This is a genomic window from Mesorhizobium sp. P2_E9, from assembly GCF_056403815.1.
In genome coordinates this window covers 52134-75828 of sequence record NZ_JBFUET010000024.1, presented here as the reverse complement: position 1 = coordinate 75828, position 23695 = coordinate 52134, and the positions used below count along the sequence as shown (strand labels likewise).

Genomic DNA, 23695 nt, shown 5'->3' with positions numbered 1-23695 from the left:
ACAGCAATCGCGGAGATCGAAATGCGCGCCGTCGGCTATCAAATCCCAGCCCCCATCACCGATGAGGCTTCCCTTGTCGATATCGACCTGCCCAAGCCGGAGCCGAAAGGCCGTCAACTGCTGGTCGAGGTGAAGGCGATTTCGGTCAATCCGGTCGACACCAAAATTCGGAAAAGTGCCAAACCCGAAGCGGGAGCGTGGCGGGTGCTTGGTTGGGACGCCGCCGGTCGGGTCGCGGCGACCGGTCCGGATGCCAGTCTGTTCAAGCCTGGTGACGATGTCTTCTATTCCGGTGCGCTCGCGCCGCAAGGCACCAATGCCGAGTTCCACCTTGTCGATGAGCGTCTTGTCGGCCGCAAGCCCGGCTCGCTCGACTATGCGCAGGCAGCGGCGCTGCCGTTGACGGCGATCACCGCCTTCGAGGCGCTGTTCGATCGAATTGACGTGAAGAAGCCTGTCGTGGGCGCCGCGAATGCCATCGTGATCATCGGCGGGCCGGTGGCGTCGGCTCGATTGCGGTCCAGCTTGCGCGCCAACTGACCGATCTGACGGTGATCGCCACGGCATCAAGGCCCGAGACACGCGACTGGGTGCTTGGACTTGGCGCCCATCATGTCATCGACCATTCCAAGCCGTTGGCTGCCGAAGTTACGGCCCTCGGCATCGGCGCACCAGCTTTCGTATTCTCGACAACCAACACCGACCGGCACCTCGCCGAGATCGCCGAATTGATCGCACCCCAGGGCCGGTTCGGCTTGATCGACGATCCCCAGACGCTCGACATCAATCCGTTCAAGCGCAAGAGCGTTTCGGTCCACTGGGAACTGATGTTCACCCGCTCGCTGTTCGAGACGCAGGACATGGCCGCACAGGGCGAGCATCTGAACGAACTGTCACGCCTTGTCGATCAAGGCACCATCCGCACCACCTTGGGCGAAACCTTCGGTGCCATCAATGCCGCCAATCTGAAGCGGGCCCATGCACTGATCGAGACCGGCAAAGCCAAGGGCAAGATTGTCCTCGAAGGCTTTTGATCCGGGTCGCCCGGCCGAATCTAACTTTGCAGGAAAGCTTCTATCTGGCCAAAAACATTGACGAACATCTCCTCCGTCAAGACGCCGGTATTGGTGTTGTAGCGCGAGCAGTGGTAGCTCGAAAACAGCGTGATGCCGCCGGCCGGCAATTGCCCGCCATGCTTGAACGGGTAGGCGGCGACGCGCCCGCCCAGTGCGCGCACGGTCGACTGGTGCGCGATCGAACCCAGTGCCAGCACGGCGCGCAGGTTTGGGAACCGGGCGATCGTCGGCACCAGGTATCTCCGGCAGGTGGCGATTTCGGCGCCGACCGGCTTGTTCTCCGGCGGTACGCAGCGCACCGCATTGGTGATCGCCGTACCGACAAGCTCCAGCCCGTCATCAGGCCGCGCCTTGAACTCCCCGCGCGCAAAGCCGTGAGCGATCAGCGTCGAGTAGAGCAGATCGCCGGCATAGTCGCCGGTGAAGGGGCGGCCGGTACGGTTGGCGCCGCGCAGGCCGGGCGCCAGTCCGATGATCAGAAGCTGGACGGTGTCCTCGCCCTCGAGCGGCAAAAAAGTCGGCACCGGCGCGTTGAACCAGGACGGCTCGCGCTGCCGCCATTCGGCAATGAAATCATGCAGCCGCGGGCAGAGCGGGCAGTCGCGGTTCGGTTCGGAAGCGGAGAGGGCGGTCAAGGCGACGGGCCTCAGTAGTCGTCCTCGTCGACTTCAGCCGGTTCGGGCCGCCGCACGGGCCGTTCGGAGGGATCGCGGCCGACTTCGCTCTTCAGCGTCGTCAGGTCGATGAAATGGTCGGCCTGGCGGCGCAGATCGTCGGAAATCATCGGCGGCTGCGAGGCCATGGTCGAGACGATCGACACTTTGCGGCCACGCCGCTGCAGCGCCTCGACCAGCGTGCGGAAGTCGCCATCGCCGGAGAAGATGACATAGTGGTCGACGACATCTGCGAGTTCCAGCGCATCGACGGTGAGTTCGATGTCCATATTGCCCTTGATCTTGCGGCGGCCGGTCGAGTCGGTGAATTCCTTGGCCGGCTTGGTCACCACCTTGAAGCCGTTATAGTCGAGCCAGTCGATCAGCGGGCGGATCGAGGAGTATTCCTGATCCTCGACCAGCGCCGTGTAGTAATAGGCGCGCAACAGATAGCCGCGCTTCTGGAAACTCGACAGCAGCTTGCGATAGTCGATGTCGAAGCCGAGCGCGCGTGACGTGGCGTAGAGATTGGCGCCGTCGATGAACAGCGCGATTTTTTCACGAGGGTCGAACATGGAAAATATTCCTTTTCGAAAAATGCGGCCGTCTAAACGAAATGCGGTAGCGACTATCGGTCTGGCTCATAATAAACCGGCTGACCTTGTCCATCCGAGATAACGCCAGTTTGGTGGCAATCCAAGGCGTGATGGGGCAATGCAAGCAATTGTGATCGCGGCGACGAACGCCATGAACACAACGGCGTTCCGCCTCAATCGGGTGTTTGACCGCGCGATTGAGTGTCCTGCAGCGCCGACTTTGGCATGATGCTTGTATTTTGGCGGCGTTCGGGTTATGGACCGCGCCTGTTTTCCATCAAATCCAGGCATGAAAGGGGCAGTCCATGGCCCGCGTAACCGTTGAAGATTGCATCGACAAGGTCGACAACCGCTTCGAGCTGGTGCTTTTGGCCGGCCACCGTGCTCGCCAGATCAGCCAGGGCGCGCAGATCACCGTTCCTCGCGACAACGACAAGAACCCGGTCATCGCCTTGCGCGAGATCGCCGACGAGACGCTGTCGCCCGACGATCTCAAGGAAGATCTGATCCATTCGCTGCAGAAGCATGTCGAGGTCGATGAGCCCGAAGCCGATGGCGAGGTGATCGCCGACCAGACCGGCGGTGCCGTTGCGGCCGCCGACACCGATGACGCCGAGGAGAATGTCACGTTCGATCGGATGACCGAGGAAGACCTGCTGGCCGGCATCGAGGGTCTGGTGCCGCCGGAAAAGAGCGACGACTACTAAGACAACGCTCCGGAAGCGCCTGGAACAATCCAGCGGCACTTCCGTCTGGGCAGTTTCGTGGCTATCTATGACATGCGCCGTACAGCAGTGCGGCGCATGATTCATTTCATCGCTGAGAGATTCCGCCCATGATGCGTCAGTATGAGCTTGTCGAGCGCGTCCAGCGCTACAAGCCTGACGTCAACGAGGCGTTGCTCAACAAGGCCTATGTCTATGCCATGCAGAAGCATGGCCACCAGAAGCGCGCTTCCGGCGACCCCTATTTCTCGCATCCGCTCGAAGTCGCCGCCATCCTCACCGAAATGCACATGGACGAGGCGACGATCGCTGTCGCTTTGCTGCACGACACCATCGAGGACACCACGGCGACGCGGGCCGAGATCGACGATCTGTTCGGTCCCGAAATGGGCAAGCTGGTCGAGGGCCTGACCAAGCTGAAGAAGCTCGACCTTGTCTCCAAGAAGGCCGAGCAGGCGGAAAACCTGCGCAAGCTGCTGCTGGCGATCTCTGAAGATGTGCGCGTGCTGCTGGTCAAGCTCGCCGACCGTTTGCACAACATGCGCACCCTCGACCACATGCCCGAGGCCAAACGCCTGCGCATTGCCGAGGAGACGATGGACATCTACGCGCCGCTGGCCGGGCGCATGGGCATGCAAGGCATGCGCGAGGAGCTGGAAGAGATCGCCTTCCGCTTTATCAATCCGGAAGCCTATCGCGCGGTCACCGCCCGGCTCGCCGAGATTTTCGAGCGCAACAAGGGCGTGCTGACCGACATCGAAAAGGCGCTGTCGGCGCTGTTTGAAAAGCATGCCATCAACGCCGGAGTGAAGAGCCGGCAGAAGAAGCCCTGGTCGGTGTTCCGCAAGATGGAGGCCAAGGCGCTGTCTTTCGAGCAGCTGTCCGACATTTTCGGCTTCCGCGTCGTCGTCGACAGCGTCGAAGACTGCTATCGCGCGCTCGGCGCCATCCACACGACATGGTCGATGGTGCCCGGCCGCTTCAAGGACTACATCTCGACGCCGAAGCAGAACGACTACCGCTCGATCCACACCACCATCGTCGGTCCCTCGCGCCAGCGCGTCGAACTGCAAATCCGCACCCGCGAGATGAACAAGATCGCCGAATACGGCGTCGCGGCGCACTCGATCTACAAGGACACCGGCGGCAAGACCAACGGCGCCGGCCATGCGATCTCGAAGGAGACCAACGCTTATGCCTGGCTGCGGCGCACCATCGAGCAACTGGCCGAAGGCGATAATCCCGAGGATTTCCTCGAAAACACCAAGCTGGAGCTGTTCCAGGACCAGGTGTTCTGCTTCACGCCGAAGGGCATGCTGATTGCCTTACCGCGTGGCGCCACGCCCATCGACTTCGCCTATGCGGTGCACACCGATGTCGGCGACACCTGCGTCGGCGCCAAGGTCAATGGCCGCATCATGCCGCTGATGACGGAACTGAAGAATGGCGACGAGGTCGAGATCATCCGCTCCAAGGCGCAGGTGCCGCCGGCGGCTTGGGAGTCAGTCGTCGTCACCGGCAAGGCACGCGCCGCCATCCGCCGCGCCACCAAGAACGCCATCCGCAAGCAGTATTCGGGTCTCGGCGCGCGCATTCTGGAGCGCGCCTTCGAACGGGCCGGCAAGACTTTCACCAAGGAAAGCTTGAAGCCTGTGCTGCACCGGCTGGCGCGCAAGGACATCGAGGATGTGCTGGCATCCGTCGGTCGTGGCGAACTGGCCTCTACCGACGTCATGAAGGCGGTCTTCCCTGACTACAAGGACGAGCGTGTCACGTCGGCAGCGCCCAAGCCGCGCGAGGAGGGCTGGTCGAAGATCCGCAATGCTGCAGGCATGCTGTTCCAGATTCCAGGCCGCGCCGCCCGCAAGGACAAGGACCAGCCGCGCGACGGTGCCGTGCCGATCCGTGGCGTGCGCGGCGACCTGCCGGTGCGCTTCGCGCCGGAAGGCGCGGTGCCGGGCGACCGCATCGTCGGCATCGTCCAGCCGGGGACCGGCATCACCATCTATCCGATCCAGTCGCCGGCGCTGCAGGCCTTCGACGACCAGCCTGAGCGCTGGATCGACGTGCGCTGGGACATTGACGAACGCACCAAGGAACGGTTTCCCGCGCGTGTCTCGGTCACCGCCATCAATGCGCCGGGATCGCTTGCCGATATCGCCCAAGTCGTTGCGTCCAACGACGCCAACATCCATACGCTGTCGATGGTGCGCACCGCGCCTGACTTCACCGAAATGCTGATCGATCTCGAAGTCTGGGATCTGAAGCATCTCAACCGGCTGCTGTCGCAGCTCAAGGACAATTCGAGCGTCAGCGACGCACGTCGTGTGAATGGCTGACGCGGCTGATCTATGAGGGGATAGGCGCAGATGAAGACCGATGAAGTGCTGGGCATTTTCCGCGAGGCGGGTGCTGTTCTGGAGGGGCATTTCATCCTGACGTCGGGCCTGCGCAGCCCGGTCTTCCTTCAGAAGGCACGGGTGTTCATGCACGCCGACAAGACCGAGCGTCTGTGCAAGGCGCTGGCGACAAAGATCCGCGCCGCGGTGCCGGGCAAGATCGACTATGTCGTCGGCCCGGCGATCGGCGGCCTGATCCCGGCCTACGAAACCTCGCGCCATCTCGGCGTGCCGGCGATCTGGGTCGAGCGGGAAGGGGGCGAGTTCCGCCTGCGCCGCTTCGAGATCGCCAGGGGTGCCCGTGTCGTCATCGTCGAGGATATCGTCACCACCGGCCTGTCGATCCGCGAAACCATTGAATGCCTGCGCGAGCTTGGCGCCGAGGTGGTGGCCGCCGCCTGCATCATCGACCGTTCGGCGGGCAAGACCCATGTCGGCGTGCCGCTGATCGCGCTCGCCGAATACGAGGTGCCAGCCTATCCGCCGGACCGGCTGCCGCCGGAGCTTGCCGCGCTACCGGCGATCAAGCCCGGCAGCCGCAACATTTGACCATGTATGTCGCCCTAAAGTGTGCAGCGGTTTTGGGAGTGACGACATGCCTGAAAACAAATTGGAAATGATCGTCGGCATCGATCATTTCGTGTTGACGGTGGCGTCGCTAGAAGCGACCTGCGCCTTTTACCAGCGCGTGCTGGGCTTTGAGCGCATCGATACGCCGGCCCGGCCGACAGCGCTGGCTTTCGGCAGCCAGAAGATCAATATCCATGAGGTGAACCGAACCTTCGAGCCGAAGGCCAAGTTGCCGACACCTGGGTCCGCAGATTTCTGCCTGGTCACCGACAGGCCGCTCGACGAAATCCGCGCCCATATCGAGGCCAATGGAGTGGTGGTGGAACTCGGCCCGGTTGAACGCGTCGGCGCCCGAGGCTCGATGCTGTCGGTGTATTTTCGCGACCCGGACGGCAATTTGGTCGAGGTCAGCGAGTACCGGTCTTAGGCGCCCGAAAGGCTAGGCCTTTCGGCCAAGCAGCTTCCGTTTCCATAAATTCGCCGCGATTGTCCGATGTTCGATCCAAAGAATGCTTGGCCCGAAAGTGCGGCAACAAGCACGCGCCGCTCAGGCGGTGTTCGGTTGTTCTTGCGCAAGCGCGTCGCTATATCAACGTTGCGATTGCCATCGGGCGATCGTTAAGCGCAAGATGATGTATCTCATTCCCGGCGGAAATTGCCGGCGCGAGAGTTGTGGAACGGGAACAGAGTGCTTTTTCGACGCCGCAAGCCTGATGGCCTTCTCGAACGGGTGCGTACCTACCTTTGGCCGCGCCGCTCATTTTCGCGCTCGCTTCAGTACTTGTCCAAGCGCATCCTGCGGTTGAAAGCCACCCCGCATGCGGTGGCCGCCGGTGTTGCCGCCGGTGTCTTCGCCTCGTTCTTTCCCGTCGGGTTTCATTTCGTCATTGCCTTCGTCCTGTGCTGGGTGATCGCAGGCAATCTGGTGGCGGCCGCTCTAGGCGCTGTTTTCTTCGGCAATCCGCTGACTTTTCCCATTCTGTGGGGCGCATCCTGGGAGACCGGCAAGCTCATCCTGCATGACCGACTGCCGGCGCATGGTCCGCCGGCACATCTGGGCGAAATGCTGCACACGCTTTCCTTCGCGAAACTGTGGCATCCCGTGCTGGAGCCCATGCTGATCGGCGCGGTGCCACTCGGGCTGGTGTTCGGCCTCCTGTTCTACGGTGTCACGCGCTGGGGTATGACTGTGTTTCGCGAGCAGAGGCGCAAACGGCTGGCAGAGCGCGCAAGCCGCCATGCGCAATCGTCCCATCCCGGCGGAAGCGTCGGTTCCGCCGCACAATGATCATCGGCATCGGCAGCGACCTGATCGATATCAGGCGCATCGAGAAATCGTTGGAGCGTCACGGTCAGCGCTTCGTCCAGAGAATCTACACCGAGGTTGAACAGGCGCGTTCGGAGAACCGTCGTGCCCGCGCCGCCTCCTATGCCAAGCGCTTCGCCGCCAAGGAAGCTTGCGCCAAGGCGCTCGGTACCGGTCTGGCGCAAGGCGTGTTCTGGCGCGACATGGGTGTCGTCAACCTGCCCAGCGGAGCGCCGACCATGGCGCTGACCGGCGGCGCATTGGTGCGACTGCAAAAAATCCTGCCGAAAGGCCATCGGGCGGCGATCCACCTCACCATCACGGATGATTTTCCGCTTGCTCAAGCCTTTGTGATCATCGAGGCGTTGCCCGTCGAAGAAGCGCCACATTGATTGCATCTGACGACCGGCATTGACGTTGCCCAGCGCGCGCCGAGACTCTATACCATCCAACGCACAATCGAGGACGACATGAGCGTGGCTGAAAAATCTCAGAAGAAATCCGGCGGGCTTGGCGAAACCGTCAGCGTCATCGTCCAGGCGCTTTTGCTCGCCCTGGTCATCCGCACGCTCTTGTTCCAGCCCTTTTCGATCCCGTCGGGATCGATGCGGCCGACGCTTCTGGAAGGCGACTATCTGTTCGTCACCAAATGGTCCTACGGCTACTCGCGCTATTCGCTGCCTTTCGGCCCTGACATTTTCTCGGGTCGCATCTGGGGCTCCGAGCCCAAGCGCGGCGACGTCGTGGTGTTCAAGTTCCCGCCAGACCCTTCCGTTGATTACATCAAGCGCGTGGTCGGCCTGCCTGGCGACAAGATCCAGATGAAGAACGGCCAGCTGTTCATCAATGGCGTCGGCGTGCCGCGCGTGAAGACCGGCCAGATCGACAATCCCGACATCACCGAAATGCCGCAGCCGATCGATGTCTACCGGGAAACCTTGCCCAACGGCGTCAGCTACGACACGCTCGACCTCAATCCGAATTCGATCGGCGACAACACGCGTGAATTCGACGTGCCGCCCGGCCATTATTTCATGATGGGCGACAACCGGGACAATTCCGCCGACAGCCGGTTCACCGTCGGCTACGTTCCTGCCGAGAACCTGGTTGGCCGCGCCAATCTCGTTTTCTTCTCGATTGCCGGCAAGGCAAGCCCTCTCGAAATCTGGAAATGGCCGTCGCTGATGCGCGCTTCGCGCCTGTTCCACTTCGTCAATTAGGGATGGCAGCGACGAAACGCCTGACCGCCGATGCGCTCGCCGAAGCGCTTGTGGAACGCACGGGCCATGCCTTTGCCGACCGCCAGCGCCTGCAGCGTGCGCTGACCCATGCCAGTGCCCGCAGCGCCAATGCTGGCACCGACTATGAGCGTTTCGAATTTCTCGGCGACCGGGTTCTCGGCCTGGTTGTTGCCGACATGCTGCTGGCCGCGTTCCCCGATGCGGCCGAAGGCGAGTTGTCGCTGCGGCTCAATGCGCTGGTCAATGCCGAGGCGCTTTCGGACATCGCCGAGGATATCGGGCTGCCGGAGCTGATCCGCGCCGGATCGGATGTGCGCGGGCTCGAAGGGCGCAAGCGAGTCAATCTGCGCGCCGACGCATTGGAATCGCTGATCGCCGTGCTCTACCTCGATGGGGGACTGCAAGCGGCACGCGCCTTCATCCACAAATACTGGCAGCCGCGTTCGCAGGCTTCGGGCGCGGCGCGCCGCGACGCCAAAACCGAATTGCAGGAATGGGCGCATCAGGCGGCGAGTGCCGTTCCTGCCTACCAGATCGACAGCCGCGAGGGGCCGGACCACGATCCGCTGTTCACCGTCAGCGTTAAGGTTGGTGCGTTTGAGCCGGCAACCGGCAGCGGCCGTTCCAAACGTGAAGCCGAGCAGGCGGCGGCGGCTGCCCTTCTGCTGCGCGAAGGTGTATGGAACGCGGCATGACGGATATTGAAACTGCTGAAGCCCCTGCCACCCATTCCGGCTTCGTCGCGCTGATCGGTGCGCCGAATGCAGGCAAGTCGACGCTGGTCAACCAGTTGGTCGGCGCCAAGGTGTCGATCGTCACCCACAAGGTGCAGACGACCCGCGCCATCGTGCGCGGCATCGCCACCCATGACAATGCGCAGATCGTCTTTGTCGACACGCCGGGCATCTTCAAGCCCAAGCGGCGCCTCGACACGGCGATGGTCACCACCGCCTGGGGTGGCGCCAAGGATGCCGATATCGTGCTGCTGCTGATCGATGCCGAGCGCGGCATTCGCGGCGATGCCGACGCCATCCTCGAACGGCTGAAGGACGTGCGCCAGCCGATGGCGCTGATCCTCAACAAGGTCGACCGGGTCAAGCACGAGACGCTGCTGGCCCTGTCCGCGGCTGCCAACGAAAAAGTGCCGTTTAAGCGCACCTTCATGGTCTCCGCACTGACCGGCTCCGGCTGCAAGGACCTGCTCGACTATCTGGCGCAGGCGCTGCCGGCCGGCCCCTGGTATTATCCGGAAGACCAGATCTCGGACCTGCCGATGCGCCAGCTGGCGGCCGAAATCACCCGCGAAAAGCTGTATCTGCGGCTGCATCAGGAACTGCCCTATTCCTCGCATATCGAAACCGAGAAATGGGAAGAGAAGCCGGACGGCTCGGTGCGCATCGACCAGACCATCTATGTCGAGCGCGACAGCCAGAAGAAGATCGTGCTCGGCCACAAGGGCGAAACCATCCGCGCCATCGGCCAGTCGGCACGCATGGAAATAGCGGGAATCCTCGAGCAGAAGGTGCACCTCTTCCTGTTCGTCAAGGTGCGCGAGAACTGGGGCGACGACCCCGAGCGCTACCGCGAGATGGGTCTCGAATTCCCGCATTAAATGGACGGCAAGGTCACCATCGATACGACGTTGGTCCGCCGGTTGGTCGCCACGCAATTTCCTCAGTGGAGGGATCTTGCCGTCAGGCCGGTTGCATCAGGCGGATGGGACAACAGGACCTTTCATCTCGGCGACGAGATGACCGTGCGGCTACCAAGCGCTGCCGCCTATTCCCTGCAAGTGGAGAAGGAACATCGCTGGCTGCCGCAGCTGGCGCCGCTTCTGCCGCTGCCCATCCCGGTGCCGCTGGCGATGGGCGTTCCGGCGGAGGGCTATCCATGGCATTGGTCCGTCTATGGCTGGATCGAAGGCGAGACCGCGAGGCGAGAGAACATCGCCGACCTGTCGAAATTCGCGGCTGACCTGGCCGGATTCCTGATTGCGTTGAAACGCATCGAACCGACTGGCGGCCCGTCGCCCGGGCAGCATAATTTCTTTCGAGGCGGACCGCTGACCGTTTATGACGGCGAGACAAGGCAAGCGATCACCGCACTCGGCAGCCGCATCGATGCCAGTGCCGCGAGTGCCGTTTGGGAAGCAGCCCTTGCCGCGACCTGGCAGGGACCGCCTGTCTGGTTCCATGGCGATGTTGCCTCGGGAAATCTGCTCGTCGAGGACGGCCGCTTGAGCGCCGTGATCGACTTCGGCACCTCGGGCGTCGGCGATCCCTCATGCGACCTCGTGATCGCCTGGACCCTGTTCGAGGGCGAGAGCAGGGAAGTTTTCCGCGCCGGCATCGCCGTCGATGACGCGGCCTGGGCACGCGGACGTGGCTGGGCGCTGTGGAAGGCGCTGATCATCGTCGCCGGTCATATAGACAACCCGGTTGAAGTCGAGAAATCGTGGCGCGTCATCGACGCGGTGCTGGCCGATCATAGGGATTCGGCGTGACGTGATTCCGTGATGCTCCTTGTTTCTCGCTCGCCTACGTTTATCGCGTTGGACTTGAGAAAGCGGTTCTGTACCGGCGCACGGTGAGCAACTGCCGTCACAATCGAGAGTGCCACAGCCCACGCCGGCGTGTTTCGACTGCCTTGGCGAGATTTGGCCGACCTGGCAGGCCACATTGGAATTTCCTCGCAACATTGCAGAGCGGAGGATGCCGCCTCATATCTGCTACACGCAAAATTGCGGTTACTTTTCGCGACAAATAGCCAAAAATGCCATTTTCAAGCAATTAATTGGAAATATCTCGCGCTGAAAGCATAGTTAGTCGGGAAGCTATATCAATATATATTGAATATATGACGTTGTGCCAATTGTGCCATCTGCTATGTGAGCAAGTTTTATTTGTGCAGTACAGCATTAAGTTGTTCACTGAATCGCTATTATTTCCAAAACCTTCATTGAAGGCGGAAGATTGATGGGTATGTTCGCCACGAAAAGGGGACGCGGTGCGCGCCTTTTTCGTTGTGGGGGTGAGGCGGGAAAACATATCCGCCAGCCACAAATCCGAAGCCATTTAAACTATGACTGGAGAGGTCAGAAAATGAACATCAAGAGCCTCCTTCTCGGCTCAGCCGCGGCCCTGATCGCGGTCTCCGGCGCTCGCGCCGCGGACGCTGTCGTCGTCGCCGAACCGGAACCGGCCGAATACGTCAAAATCTGCGACGTCTACGGCGCCGGCTACTTCTACATCCCGGGCACCGAGACCTGCCTGCGCATCGGCGGCTATGTCCGCTATGACATCGGCGTCGGCGATGCTGGTTCGTTCGATGGTGTCAACATGTTCCGGACCACCAGAACGCCGGCGACACGCACTCCACCTATTACAAGAACACCCGTTTCACGCTGAAGACCTGGGCGGGTCAGGAGACGGAACTCGGTACCCTGAAGACCTACACCGAGACCCGCTTCTACTACGGCAACAGCTCCGGCGACTATTTCAATCAAAAAGCCACCAACGCCGACGACTAGCAGGGCCGCAACAAGTCTCTTTCGCTACGTTTCGCCTGGATTCAGCTCGGCGGCCTACGCGTTGGTAAGGACGATACGGCTTTCGATACGTTCATCGGCTATGCCGGCAACGTCATCCAGGATACGATCGTGCCCTATGGCGGGCAGGAGAGCAACGTCGTTCAGTACTACTTCGACGCAGGCAACGGCCTCACGGCGTTAGCCTCTCTCGAAGAAGGCGCCGGCAAGGTCGGCACCATCGACAGCTATGTTCCGCATGTCGTCGGCGGCTTGAAGTACAAGGCCGACTGGGGCGCGATCACCGGCGTCGTCGCCTATGACAGCAACTACGAAGAAGTCGCCGGCAAGGTTCGTTTGGACGTGAATGTCAGCAAGGAATTTTCGCTGTTCATCATGGGCGGTTATGGCACGGACAACAATCTCACCGATTCGACCAACGCCATCGATGCCAAAGGTCGCGGCTTTTACAAGCAGTGGGGCGGCAACTGGGCAGTCTAGGGCGGCGGCACCTACAAGTTCAATGACAAGACTGCATTCAACGCCCAGGTCTCTTATGACGATTGGAAGAACCTCGGCATAGCCGCTAACGTTGCCTATACCGATGTGCCCGGCTTCACGGTCACGGCTGAAGTCGATTACCAGAACGTCGGCAATGACACCCCGGCGAACTCCATATGGGCTGGTGCCACCAAGAAGAGCAACGTCGGCGGCATTCTCCGCTTCCAGCGCAACTTCTAACAGACCGACTGACCTTATCAGGCCGCCCGTAGCGTATCGCTGCGGGCGGTTTTTTACGCGTTGTCGCAAGAGCCGGCCCCGGCGCCGGGCCCATACCTTGATTTCGTCACCCAACCGGTGACAAGCTCCGGGCATGGAATGGCGCGACGAGGGAATCGTTCTCGGCACCCGCAAGCATGGCGAAACCAGCGCCATTCTCGAGGTGATGACACGTGCGCATGGCCGTCATCTCGGCCTCGTCCGTGGCGGCCGCTCGCGCAAGCAGCAACCCGTTCTCCAGCCTGGCAATCGCGTCGATCTTCTGTGGCGGGCGCGGCTCGACGAGCATCTCGGCACCTTCCAGGTCGAGGCGATCGAGATGAACGCCGCGCGGCTGATGGACAGCGCTGTCGCCGTCTACGGGTTGCAGACCATGGCCGCGCATCTGCGCTTGTTGCCGGAGCGTGACGCCCATGGCGGCCTGTACGAAGCGCTCGCCGTAATGATCGTCCATCTCGACAATGCCGATGCCGCCGGCGAACTGGTGGCGCGCTTCGAGCTTCTGATCCTCGATGAACTCGGCTTCGGCCTCGATCTCAGCCAATGCGCCGCCACCGGCACAAAGCAGGACCTTGCCTATGTCTCGCCGAAGTCGGGCCGGGCTGTGTCGCGCGAAGCAGGCTTGCCGTGGCGCGACAAGATGCTGGCGCTGCCGGCCTTTTTGCAACGCGGCTCCGGCCTGCGCGCCGATCCAGCGGCGGTCGAGGATGCCTTCCGGCTCACTGGCTTCTTCTTTGGCCGCCACGTCTACGAGCCGCGTGCCATCGAACAGCCCGATGCCCGCGCCGGCTTTCTTGCCGCGCTGCGCAAGCACTATGCAGCGCGCAAAACCATTGCCGGAGAAAATGCAGCCAGAGAAATCATCACATGAGCGAAGTCGAGCTTTATCCGGGCCGGGTTTCGCCGCTCGGCCTCGGCACCATTCCGCACGCCGACATCCTGAAATACACTGGCCTGGAGTTGCTGCAGCGAATCATCGACGGCAAGTACCCGGCACCGCCGATCTCGTTCCAGCTCAGCTTCGCGCTGACCGAAGTGTCGGAAGGTCGAGCGATGTTCCGTGGCGTGCCGAATGAGCGCCACCTCAACCCGCTCGGCGGCGTGCATGGCGGCTGGGCGGCGACGCTGCTTGACTCGGCATTGGCTTGCGCCGTGCAGACGCTGCTCGAAAGAGGCGAGGCCTACACGACGGCGGAGTTCAAGGTGAATCTCACGCGGCCGATCACGCCCAGGACCGGCGAGGTGGTCTGCGAAGGCAAGGTGGTCCACAAAGGCCGCACGCTTGCCGTTTCGGAAGCGGCGCTCAGGGATGCCGGAGGCAAGCTGCTGGCTTTCGGCACCGAGACATGTTCGATATTTCCAGCCGCCAATCTGGCGGCACGTTGAGTTTTTCAGCCGTCTAGCCGCCGCATTTGAATGTCAGTGAGATGAAATGTCAGTGAAAACTGGCTTGGTTTGGGGGAACCGCCATGTTTGAAAGCCTGATCGGTCTTGTCGCCATCATCGCCTTGTTCGTCATCATTTCGCGCCAGCAGGGCCGCATCGGCCTTGTCGAACGCGAGCTTGGCGCGCTGCGCAGTCTCGTCCTTTCGGGCGCCGTGCCGCCGGTGGCCAAGCCGTCCGGGCAGGCCACGACGGACAGCGAACCCGCCGATGTGGTTCCAGCAGTAGCTGCCGCCGCCATGGCTTCGCCCGCGGTGAGCGAGGCCACCGCCGCGCCGGCGCCTGAGCCGGTAGCTGTGCCCAGCGAGGCTGTGTCCGGCCCGTGGGCCGCGGGCGAGCCGAAGGCAGCGGAACCCGCGGCGCCGACACCGCCGACCAAAGCGCCCGGCAAGCCGGATATCGAGACGGCGCTCGGCACGCGCTGGGCGGTTTGGGTCGGCGGCATCGCGCTGGCGCTGGGTGGCCTGTTCCTGATCCGCTACACCATCGAGGCTGGCATTTTCGGCCCCGGCGTGCGGCTCACCATGGCAGCGGTGCTCGGGCTGGTGCTGGTCGCCGGCGGCGAGTTCATTCGCCGCACCGGCTTCAAGGTGCCGGTGCAAGGCGTTGCCGGCGCCTATATTCCGGCAATCCTGACGGCGGCCGGTGCCTTCATCCTGTTCGGCACCGTCTATGCCGCCCATGGCATTTACGGCTTCATCGGCCCGGCGCTTGCCTTCACGCTGCTTGGCGCCATCGGCGTGGCGACCATCGCCGCCGCTCTCGTACACGGCCTGGCCCTGGCCGGCATAGGTCTCGTCGGTGCCATGGCGACGCCGGCGCTTGTGTCCTCGCAGGCGCCAAATCCATGGGCGCTGTTCGTCTATCTCGCCATCGTCCTTGCCGCCACCGCGGTGATCGCCCGCATGCGCGACTGGAAATTCCTGATGGCAGCGGCCTTCTTCGGCACCGGTCTCTGGACCATCGCCTACATGACGAATGCGCCCGGCGCCGACCTTGCCGTCATCCTGTTCATCGACGCGGTGACGCTGGCGATGCTTGCCCTTGTCTGGCTGCGCAGTCGTGGCGGCGAAGAGGAAACTGCAAGAACGGGTTTCGATTGGCCATCGATCGTGCCGGGCGTTTTTGTTGCGTTTTCGGCGCTGGGCCTGTCCGTCGACTCCACGCTTGTCGCGGCCGGCGATGCCTTGCCGGGCGCTTTGGTCATCGTCGCCCTTGTCGCCACCGCACTCTATCGGCCGCGCGCCGTGCCGCTGCTGCATGCCGCCGGGGTGGTGAGCGTGATGATCTATCTCGGCATCATTCCGCCAGCCACCATCGGCTCCGATTTGTCCCAAGGCAACATAGGCTTTGACGGCCTGCAGGTCGCGGCTGGAAATCCCTTGACGCTGCGCATCGGCATTGGCCTCGGCCTGGTCTTCGTCGGCGCGGGTTTCTGGGCTGCCCGCCGTTTCGCCGCCGTCGCGCAGATCCGCGCTGCATGCTGGGCGGCATGGGGCATTGCCGCGCCACTGGTCATTATGCTGGCGCTATGGCTGACCTACGGCAATCTCGATCGCGACCTTGCCTATGCCGCCGTCGCAGCGCTGCTGGTCGTGGTTTTCGCCGCCGGCGGCGAGTGGATCGCGCGCGCCGAAGAGCCGCCGCTCAAGGGCGGCATGGCAGTGTCGTTTGCCTTGGGCGGCGCGGCGATCGCCGGCCTCTTGATGCTGCACATGGCTTTCGACTCCGGCTGGACCACCATTTTGCTCGGTGCCGCGGCCATCGTGCCGGCGCTGGCGACGCGGTGGCGCTCTTATCCAGTGCTTGGCTGGATTGCGGTTGGCGCGGTGATTGCCGTGCTTGGCCGCGTCGCCTTCGATCCGACCATCGTCGGCGCCGAATTCCTCTCCAGGACGCCGGTGTTCAACTGGCTGCTGCCGGGATACGGCGTGCCGGCGCTCGCCTTCGGCTTCGCCGCGTGGCAGCTCGTCCGCACCACCAATGGCCGGCCGCGGCTCGCCATGGAAGCGGCGGCGGCGCTGTTTGCGCTGCTTGCCGTTGCCATGCTGGTGCGTCACGCCATGCATGGCGGCGTCATCGACACGGGTGCGATGACACTCGCCGAGCAGGCGATCTACACGCTGATTGCCATCGGGGCCGGCGCCATCCTGGTCGCCATCGACGTGCGCTCGCCAAGCTCGGTGCTGCGCTATGGTTCGATGGCCGCCGGCGTGGTTTCGGTCGCGTTCATCGTTATCAGGCACTTCGTGGTGCTGAACCCGCTGTTCACAGACGAATCGACCGGCCAGATCCCGGTGTTCAACCTGTTGTTCCTCGCCTATCTCCTGCCGGCGGTCGCTGCCGGTGGGCTGGCGCTGTACGCCCGCGACAAGCGGCCGAAATGGTATGCGCAGATGTTGGCCGTGGTGGCGGCCGTGCTTGCCCTTGCCTATGCCACGCTGTCGGTCAGGCGCCTGTTCAAGGGCGAGTTCATCGGCCTGTGGAGCGGGCTTGGCCAGCTGGAGACCTACACTTATTCGGCGCTCTGGCTGGTCATCGGCGTGGCGCTGCTCACCGCCGGCGTCTGGCTGAAGTCGCAGGTGCTGCGCATTGCGTCCGCCGCGCTGATCGCGATCGCCGTGCTGAAAGTCTTCCTCTTCGACATGTCGGAGCTGGAAGGTGTGCTCAGGGCGCTGTCCTTCATCGGTCTGGGCGCGGTTTTGATCGGCATCGGGCTGTTCTACCAGCGGCTTTTGACGCGCGCGGCGAAGGAAAATGGATAAAGGCAAGCAAGAACAATAAGATTTCAGTCCGGCCGGGAATAATTAGGCCAATGGGCTCGTTATCTCATTGCTTGGGTGACCGGGGCGGCGGACCGCTTCGCGCTGGCCGCTTGCGCCACGCCGGGAAGGCGCGTTCAATCGGGATCAACAAGGGCGACCTCAGAACCAGCGGTCATGGACGAAAAGAAGGCAGCAATCCTTGGCGAAATACCGCGCCTGCGCCGCTACGCACGCTCGCTTTTGCGCGACCGCGATTCTGCCGACGACCTCGTTCAGGACTGTCTCGAGCGCGCACTCATGCGGCTCGACAATTGGCAGACGGGAGAGAGCCCCAGGAGGTGGCTGTTTACGATCATGCATCATTTGTTCATCGACCAGATGCGCAAGGTGAACCGCCGCGGCGAAGCGGCGATGCTTCCCTTGGAAGCGGGCGAGGCGGTTGCCCAGCCGGCCGAGCAGTTGGAGGGCATCGCCTCACGCGAGATCATCGATGCGTTGCAGGCGATCAGCCCCGATCGCCGCGCGGCCCTTGTCATGGTTGCCATCGAAGGCTTTTCCTATGCCGAGGCCGCCAACATTCTGGGCGTGCCCGCCGGCACGCTGATGTCGCGCATTGCGCGCGGGCGTGAGGAGTTGCGCGGGTTGCTGGATGACACGGCGCGTCGCCGCACGATAAGGATCGTCGAGAAATGATCCGCCGCGATTTCTCCGAACGTGACATCCATATGGCGCTCGACGGCGAGCTGCCGGCCGACGAGCGTGCCGCTTACGATGCATGGCTCGACGCCAATCCCGAGATGAAGGCCAGAAGCGCCCGCTTCACTGCCGATCGGGAGGCGTTGCGCTCGGCCTTTGCCGGGGTGCTGGATGAGCCTGTTCCCGCGCGGTTGCGCAAGGTGGTGCTCGGCGAAGCGCCTGTTAAGGCTGCGGTGCCGCGCTCGCGCTGGTGGCTTGCCGCGGCCGCGGCCGTGCTTTTGGCCACGGGCGGATTTGGCGGCTACTTTGCCGGCATCGACGGCGCCGGACAGGAGGATCCGGCGGAGGATCGGCTCGCCGAGCAGGCGATTGCCGCCCATGTCATCTACGCCGCCGAGAAGCGGCATGCGGTGGAAGTGCCGGCCAGCGACAAGGATCATTTGCAGACCTGGCTGTCCAATCGGATCGGGCTGAAGCTGGTGGCGCCGGATCTGACCGCGAACGGTTTTCAACTGGTCGGCGGCCGGTTGCTGCCGGCCGGCGAAGCCAAGGCCGCGATGCTGCTCTACGAGGACGACAAGGGCGAGCGCATATCGCTCTTCGTCACGGCGGAATCGACGGAGAACGCCAAGGGCACCTATGCCTCGGCGCAGGACGGCCCGCAGGCAGTCTACTGGCTGGACAAGGGCTATGGCTGCGCCGTCGTCGGCTCGCTGCCGCGCGAGCAATTGGCGGTCGTGGCCAAGAGTGCCTATGGCCAGCTTCTGGCAGGCCTTGCAAGTTGAGTGGCCGCAACGACTCGCAGCCGGTGGCCCAGCAAAACAGCGATCCTGTTCAAAGCCCGCGCGCTTCCTTGCCGCCGCGGAAACTGTCACAATTCGGCCCTAATCAAGGAGCGATAGCGCTTGATGAATACCGGCGCTTCGGCCGGTGTTTGCGACGCTTTTGACCGGGGCCGTTTCCGCAACGCAATCGAGGTTTTCTCAAGTCGCATGCCTGCCGAGATCCGCACGGCCCGCGCGTCTGACGTCGATGATCTCGCCGCCATCGAGAAAGCCGTTTTCTCGAGCGATCGCATTTCCCGTCGCTCCTTTCGCCTGTTCATCGAGCGCGAGACCGCCGAGACGCTGGTCGCCAAAGTCGATGGCCGCGTCGCCGGCTATGCGATCGTGCTGTTTCGCAAGGGCAGTGGGGTGGCGCGGCTTTACTCCATAGCCACGGGTCCGTTTTTTGGCGGACTGGGTGTCGGCCGCATGCTGCTTGCGTCGGCGGAGGAGGCGGCCTTCGAACACGACCGCATGATGCTGCGTCTCGAAGTGCGCGAGGACAACAGCCGCGCCATCCGCATCTACGAACTGAGCGGCTACCGCAAGATCGGCCGTGAGCCGGGCTACTACGAGGACGGCGCAACCGCGATTCGCTATGAGAAAACCTTGCGCGGCGACATTCCGATCGCCACCAGGGTGCCGTTCTATCAGCAGACCTGCGAATTCACCTGCGGTCCATGCTGCCTGATGATGGCGATGGCCAATTTCGACCGGGGCTTCGTGCCCGACCCGGTGATGGAAATCCGCCTCTGGCGTGAGGCGACGACCGTCTTCATGATGTCGGGGCCGGGCGGCTGCGAACCATTCGGCCTGGCTGTTTCTGGATATGAAAGCGGGCTCGCGGCGGAGATCTTCGTTTCCTTCTATGGCGCGCTGTTCCTGCAATCGGTGCGCAGCGAGGACAAGCGCCGGGTCATGGAACTGGCCCAGGTCGACTTTCGCCGCCGCGCGGAACTTTACGGCATCCCGGTGAATTACCGCTCATTCAGCATCGATGACATCAGAGGCGCGATCGCCGAGGGAAAACTGGTACTGGTGCTGATCAGCGGCTTCCTGATGTTCGGCAAGAAGGTGCCGCACTGGGTGCTGGCCATCGGCGATGATGGCGACCATATTCTGATCCATGATCCCTGGGTCGAGGACGAGAGGCAGGAAACCATCCTTGATGCCGCCAACATTCCCGTGCCCTACGGCATCTTCATGAACATGGCGCAGTTCGGCCGCGACGGACTGCGTGCCGCCATCACTCTGGGGAAGCGCGACACACAATGACCTGGGTCATCCTTACCGGCCGGCAGAGCGATCTCGACCAGGTGGCGACACCGCACAAGATCATCACCAATCGTGACTATCTCGCGCATCCGTCGCTGTTCCGCGGCCAGCGGCCGAAGGTCATCAACCTGTCGAACAACTACGGCTATCAGAGCCGCGGCTACTATGCATCGCTGCTGGCGAGCTCGCGCGGCCACAAGGTCATCCCGACCGTCGAAACGATGATCGATCTGTCGGAGCGCAAACTCTACGAACATGCGCTGCCGGAACTGGAACTGGCGCTCAACAAATGCCGCAAGGACCTCGGCGGCGCCTTTCCGGCCAAGGTGTGTATCTTCTTCGGCATCGGACCGTCCAAGGTGTGGGACCGTTTCGCCAAGTTGTTGTTCGACTGGTTCCGCGCCCCGGCGCTTGAAGTCCACATCAAGGACAGCGCCGAATGGGCCTCGATCCGCAAGATCGGCTTCCATCCGCTGGCGCGGATGACCGAGGACGAAGAAAAAAGCTTCATCCAGTGCCTGGAGACCTACACCAACCGCGAATGGCGCGACACCAAGGGACGCACGCCGGCGCGCTACACCTTCGCCACGCTGGTCGATCCGCATGAAGAGTTGCCGCCGTCGGAAATCTCGTCGCTGCGCTACTGGGCCAAGATCGCCGAAAAGATGGGGGTCGAAATCGAGCCCATCACCAGGAAGGACCTTGCCAAGCTCGCAAACTACGATGCGCTGTTCATCCGCGAGACCACTTCGATCTCCAACCACACCTATCGTTTCGCCCGCCGTGCCCAGCAGGAAGGCATGCCGGTCATCGACGATCCGCTGTCGATGATCCGTTGCACCAACAAGGTCTATCTCAACGAGCTGATGGCCTACAACAAGGTGCCGGTGCCACCGACGGTGATGATCGCCGGCACCTCTGACCTCGAACTGGCCGCACAGACACTGGGCTTTCCGCTGGTCTTGAAGATCCCGGATTCCTCCTTCTCGCGCGGCGTCAAGAAATGCGAGAACCTCGAGGAGCTGACGCGGCTTGCGACCGAATGGCTGGAGGATTCCGACCTCCTCATCGCGCAGAAATTCATTCCGACTGAATATGACTGGCGCGTCGGCGTGCTCGGTGGCCAGCCGCTGTTTGCCGTGCACTATCTGATGGCCAAGAAGCACTGGCAGATCGTCAATCACAAGGCCAATGGCAAGCCCGACCAGGGTGGTATCAAGACCTTCACCCTGAAGGAGACGCCGGCCCATGTCGTCGAGACCGCGGTCAAGGCGGCACGCTGCATCGGCGACGGCCTTTACGGCGTCGACCTCAAGGAGACCAAGGACGGTGTCTTCGTCATCGAGGTCAACGACAACCCCAATCTCGACCATGGCTGGGAGGATTCGGGCGAGAAGGACGAGGTCTGGGTCCGGCTGACGCAGTGGTTCCTGGAGCGGCTCGACCGGCCGGGGCGACAATAGTTCAACCAGAGTGGTTCACCGTTTCACGGAAACGGTGAACCACTCTAACTCTTTGTTTTGATGCAATTCCGGACGGAAAACCGCTTCACACTTTTCCTGGAATCGCTCTAGGGGGAAAGCATGCAGTTCATCGTGATCGAGGATTTCACCGGCTGCGACCGCAAGGAGATCTACCGCCGCTTCCGCGATCGCGGCCGCCTGAAGCCGGATGAGCTTGTCGTGCACCACAGCTGGATCGCGGCGGATATGAGTCGCTGCTTCCTGCTGGTCGAGGCCGATGACGTCACAGTGCTGCAGCGGTGGGCTATCGAATGGAACGATCTGGTCGAGTTCGAGATCGTTCCCGTGGCAACGAGCAAGGACATGACAGCGGCATTGGCCAGCCATCTCTGACCGGCGCCTGCCGGTCAGAGGCTGTCGTGGGAACGCAGCGCCGGTGATCCAACCGATTGCCGGCATTCCTTGGTCAGCCAATCGCGGAATGCCGCCACGACATCGCGCTTGGCGCTGCGCTCTGGAATGGTCAGGCAATAGGGTTGGCGCAACGTGATCGCCCTGGCGGCGGGGCGGACCAGCCTGCTGTCCTCCAGCGCCTCGGCACAATAGACCCCTTGTGCCAGCGCCACACCCAGCCCCGAAATGGCGAGGTCGAGGGCCGCGCGCGACGAGTTGGCCGACAGGCCGCGCTGCGCCGCCGGGCCGGGCTGGCCACCAGCAGCCTCGAACCAGTTGCGCCAGGACGGAAACGAGGCGCCGGTCGGTCCCCAGTCGGTGTGGATCAGCGGCAGCCCGGCGAGCGGATCGCCATCCGCCTTGATCCCGCCGGCAAGTTTTGGCGCGCAGACGGGATAGACGGCGTCCCGGGCGATGTCCTCGGTCGGGTGCTCGCGATAGTGCGGACCGTAGGAGAGCCTGATGTCGATCAACTCGCGGTCGAACGGCACCGGGTCGTCGTCACCGCGCAGCGATATATCGGCGGCGCCGTGGCTGGCGACGAAGCCGGCGAGACGCTGCGAAAGCCAACCCATGGCCATGGATGGCGGCACCGAGACCACCAGGCGCGGGCGAAACGTATCGCCGCCCAGTTCGCGCGAGACGTTGCCGATTTCCTGGAAAGCCATGGTCAGCCGCGGCAGCATTTCCACGCCGGCCTCGGTGAGGACGACCCTGCGGTTGACCCGATGGAACAGCTTGCGGCCCATCTGTTCCTCGACGGTGCGGATGAGCTGGCTGACGGCGGCGGCCGAGACCGAAAGCTCTTCCGCTGCCGCGGCAAAGCTGCCCGTGCGCGCCGCGGCCTCGAAAGCTTGAAGTCCTTTCAGCGATGGAGATGTGACCATGATTGCCGGATAGATAAGATGAGCTTATCCAAATCGCAGGAATCGTCGTTTTTGGAAAGCTTTTTCACCGACTAGAGTGAGCCTCGTCAAATCGCCAGCCCGGATCGAAGCCGATGGATCATCGCGACATAATCGCCTCATTGACCCCCGAAGAGCGCAGTCGCCTGACCGCCAAGTCCGACGCTGCGGGTTTCGTTCAGCTCGGCACCCATTGGGGTGCGATCGTGATCCTTGGATCGCTGATCGCAGCGAAAGTGCCATTCTGGCCGTTGCTGATGCTGCCGCAAGGCATTCTGATCGTCTTCCTGTTCACGCTGCTGCACGAAACGGTTCATCGCACGGCCTTCGAGACGCAGTGGCTGAACGATGTCGTGGCGCGGGTATGCAGCGTGGCGCTGGCGCTGCCGGCCGACTGGTTTCGTTACTTCCATTTCGCCCACCATCGCTTCACGCAGGATCCGCAGAACGATCCGGAGCTGGCTTTTCCCAAACCGGAAACGCTGCGGCAGTACCTCGTGCATGTGTCCGGCATCCCGGTGTGGTGGGGCCATCTCAAGACGCTCTACGCCAATGCCTTTGGTAACAGCCAGGAAAGCTATGTGCCGCCGAAAGGCCGACCCAAGGTACGGGCCGAGGCGCGCGCCATGATTGCCTTCTACGCTGTCGTCATTCTGCTCGCCGTTTATTTCCGGCTCACCGTGCTTGTCTATGTCTGGGTCGTTCCTGCTTTGCTCGGTCAGCCCTTTCTGCGCCTCTATCTCCTGGCTGAGCACGGCCGCTGTCCGTTCGTTGCCAACATGCTGGAGAATACGGGAACCACGCTGACCAATTGGGTCGTGCGCAAGCTGGCCTGGAACATGCCGTTCCATGCCGAACATCATGCCTATCCCGGTGTGCCGTTTCATCAACTGCCGCAGTTTCACGCGCTGATCGAGCGGCATCTGAAGGTTGTCGAGCCCGGCTATGTCAGCTTCCATGAGAAATACCTGGGAACGCTGAGCTGACCTGGCGTCGATG

General features: G+C 62.6%; 22 protein-coding genes and 2 pseudogenes. 21 read left to right on the top strand and 3 right to left on the bottom strand.

What is annotated here, in order from left to right:
• The first annotated feature begins 21 nt into the window (after nt 1–21).
• Nucleotides 22–1034, top strand: a pseudogene (locus AC1D05_RS32480) (zinc-binding alcohol dehydrogenase family protein).
• 20 nt (nt 1035–1054) lie between these two features.
• Here the strand turns inward: AC1D05_RS32480 and AC1D05_RS32475 are convergent.
• Nucleotides 1055–1711, bottom strand: coding sequence for a uracil-DNA glycosylase (locus AC1D05_RS32475; RefSeq protein ID WP_477446620.1), 657 nt, complete (start codon nt 1709–1711; stop codon nt 1055–1057).
• 11 nt (nt 1712–1722) lie between these two features.
• Nucleotides 1723–2304: a LabA-like NYN domain-containing protein gene (locus AC1D05_RS32470; RefSeq protein ID WP_172230683.1), complete on the bottom strand. Its 582-nt coding sequence runs from the start codon at nt 2302–2304 to the stop codon at nt 1723–1725.
• A gap of 326 nt (nt 2305–2630) precedes the next feature.
• Here AC1D05_RS32470 and rpoZ point away from each other — a divergent pair, with 326 nt between their 5' ends.
• From rpoZ to AC1D05_RS32375, 19 genes and pseudogenes are all read left to right on the top strand, one after another.
• A complete protein-coding gene (rpoZ, locus tag AC1D05_RS32465; RefSeq protein WP_013896382.1) occupies nt 2631–3032 on the top strand; it encodes a DNA-directed RNA polymerase subunit omega in 402 nt (133 codons plus the stop codon).
• A gap of 128 nt (nt 3033–3160) precedes the next feature.
• Entirely contained in the window at nt 3161–5389 is a 2229-nt protein-coding gene (locus tag AC1D05_RS32460; RefSeq protein WP_172230677.1) for a RelA/SpoT family protein, read from the top strand.
• Nucleotides 5390–5419: 30 nt separating this feature from the next.
• Entirely contained in the window at nt 5420–5998 is a 579-nt protein-coding gene (gene pyrE / locus AC1D05_RS32455; protein WP_477446618.1) for an orotate phosphoribosyltransferase, read from the top strand.
• 46 nt (nt 5999–6044) lie between these two features.
• Nucleotides 6045–6446 carry a VOC family protein gene (locus AC1D05_RS32450; RefSeq protein ID WP_477446616.1) on the top strand — a complete coding sequence of 134 codons (402 nt, stop codon included), beginning with the start codon at nt 6045–6047 and terminating at the stop codon, nt 6444–6446.
• A 261-nt stretch (nt 6447–6707) separates the two neighbouring features.
• Nucleotides 6708–7307, top strand: a complete 600-nt coding sequence (locus AC1D05_RS32445; protein WP_477446614.1) for a DUF2062 domain-containing protein — start codon at nt 6708–6710, stop codon at nt 7305–7307.
• Nucleotides 7304–7717 carry a holo-ACP synthase gene (gene acpS, locus AC1D05_RS32440; protein WP_027045284.1) on the top strand — a complete coding sequence of 138 codons (414 nt, stop codon included), beginning with the start codon at nt 7304–7306 and terminating at the stop codon, nt 7715–7717. Before AC1D05_RS32445 ends, acpS begins: the two co-directional genes overlap by 4 nt.
• Before the next feature lie 78 nt (nt 7718–7795).
• Entirely contained in the window at nt 7796–8545 is a 750-nt protein-coding gene (gene lepB / locus AC1D05_RS32435; protein ID WP_027045285.1) for a signal peptidase I, read from the top strand.
• Nucleotides 8546–8547: 2 nt separating this feature from the next.
• Nucleotides 8548–9261 carry a ribonuclease III gene (gene rnc, locus AC1D05_RS32430; protein ID WP_477446612.1) on the top strand — a complete coding sequence of 238 codons (714 nt, stop codon included), beginning with the start codon at nt 8548–8550 and terminating at the stop codon, nt 9259–9261.
• Nucleotides 9246–10178: a GTPase Era gene (gene era, locus AC1D05_RS32425; protein ID WP_477446610.1), complete on the top strand. Its 933-nt coding sequence runs from the start codon at nt 9246–9248 to the stop codon at nt 10176–10178. Before rnc ends, era begins: the two co-directional genes overlap by 16 nt.
• Nucleotides 10179–11069, top strand: a complete 891-nt coding sequence (locus AC1D05_RS32420; RefSeq protein ID WP_477446608.1) for an aminoglycoside phosphotransferase family protein — start codon at nt 10179–10181, stop codon at nt 11067–11069.
• A gap of 598 nt (nt 11070–11667) precedes the next feature.
• Nucleotides 11668–12833: pseudogene (locus AC1D05_RS32415) on the top strand (porin).
• 133 nt (nt 12834–12966) lie between these two features.
• The gene (gene recO, locus AC1D05_RS32410) at nt 12967–13743 is read left to right on the top strand and encodes a DNA repair protein RecO (protein WP_477446606.1); all 777 of its coding nucleotides are present in this window, start codon (nt 12967–12969) and stop codon (nt 13741–13743) included.
• Nucleotides 13740–14258, top strand: coding sequence for a PaaI family thioesterase (locus AC1D05_RS32405; protein ID WP_477446604.1), 519 nt, complete (start codon nt 13740–13742; stop codon nt 14256–14258). The genes recO and AC1D05_RS32405 overlap by 4 nt, the downstream gene beginning before the upstream one ends.
• An 83-nt stretch (nt 14259–14341) precedes the next feature.
• A complete protein-coding gene (locus AC1D05_RS32400) occupies nt 14342–17080 on the top strand; it encodes a DUF2339 domain-containing protein (protein ID WP_477446602.1) in 2739 nt (912 codons plus the stop codon).
• Between the two features lie 174 nt (nt 17081–17254).
• On the top strand, nt 17255–17773 hold the full coding sequence (locus tag AC1D05_RS32395; protein ID WP_027045295.1) for an RNA polymerase sigma factor: 519 nt from the start codon (nt 17255–17257) through the stop codon (nt 17771–17773).
• On the top strand, nt 17770–18561 hold the full coding sequence (locus AC1D05_RS32390; RefSeq protein ID WP_477446600.1) for an anti-sigma factor family protein: 792 nt from the start codon (nt 17770–17772) through the stop codon (nt 18559–18561). The genes AC1D05_RS32395 and AC1D05_RS32390 overlap by 4 nt, the downstream gene beginning before the upstream one ends.
• 207 nt (nt 18562–18768) lie before the next feature.
• Nucleotides 18769–19875, top strand: coding sequence for a peptidase C39 family protein (locus AC1D05_RS32385; protein ID WP_477446598.1), 1107 nt, complete (start codon nt 18769–18771; stop codon nt 19873–19875).
• Nucleotides 19872–21338 (top strand): RimK family protein, encoded by a 1467-nt coding sequence (locus tag AC1D05_RS32380; RefSeq protein WP_027045298.1) that lies wholly within the window; start codon nt 19872–19874, stop codon nt 21336–21338. Before AC1D05_RS32385 ends, AC1D05_RS32380 begins: the two co-directional genes overlap by 4 nt.
• 120 nt (nt 21339–21458) lie before the next feature.
• Complete coding sequence (locus tag AC1D05_RS32375; RefSeq protein ID WP_475451620.1) at nt 21459–21731, top strand: DUF3303 domain-containing protein; 273 nt, start codon at nt 21459–21461, stop codon at nt 21729–21731.
• 14 nt (nt 21732–21745) lie between these two features.
• Here AC1D05_RS32375 and AC1D05_RS32370 read toward each other — a convergent pair whose 3' ends face one another.
• Entirely contained in the window at nt 21746–22678 is a 933-nt protein-coding gene (locus AC1D05_RS32370) for a LysR substrate-binding domain-containing protein (protein ID WP_477446595.1), read from the bottom strand.
• A gap of 113 nt (nt 22679–22791) precedes the next feature.
• On the opposite strand from AC1D05_RS32370, the gene AC1D05_RS32365 reads away from it, so the two are divergent.
• Nucleotides 22792–23682 carry a fatty acid desaturase family protein gene (locus AC1D05_RS32365; RefSeq protein ID WP_477446593.1) on the top strand — a complete coding sequence of 297 codons (891 nt, stop codon included), beginning with the start codon at nt 22792–22794 and terminating at the stop codon, nt 23680–23682.
• Nucleotides 23683–23695 lie beyond the last annotated feature (13 nt).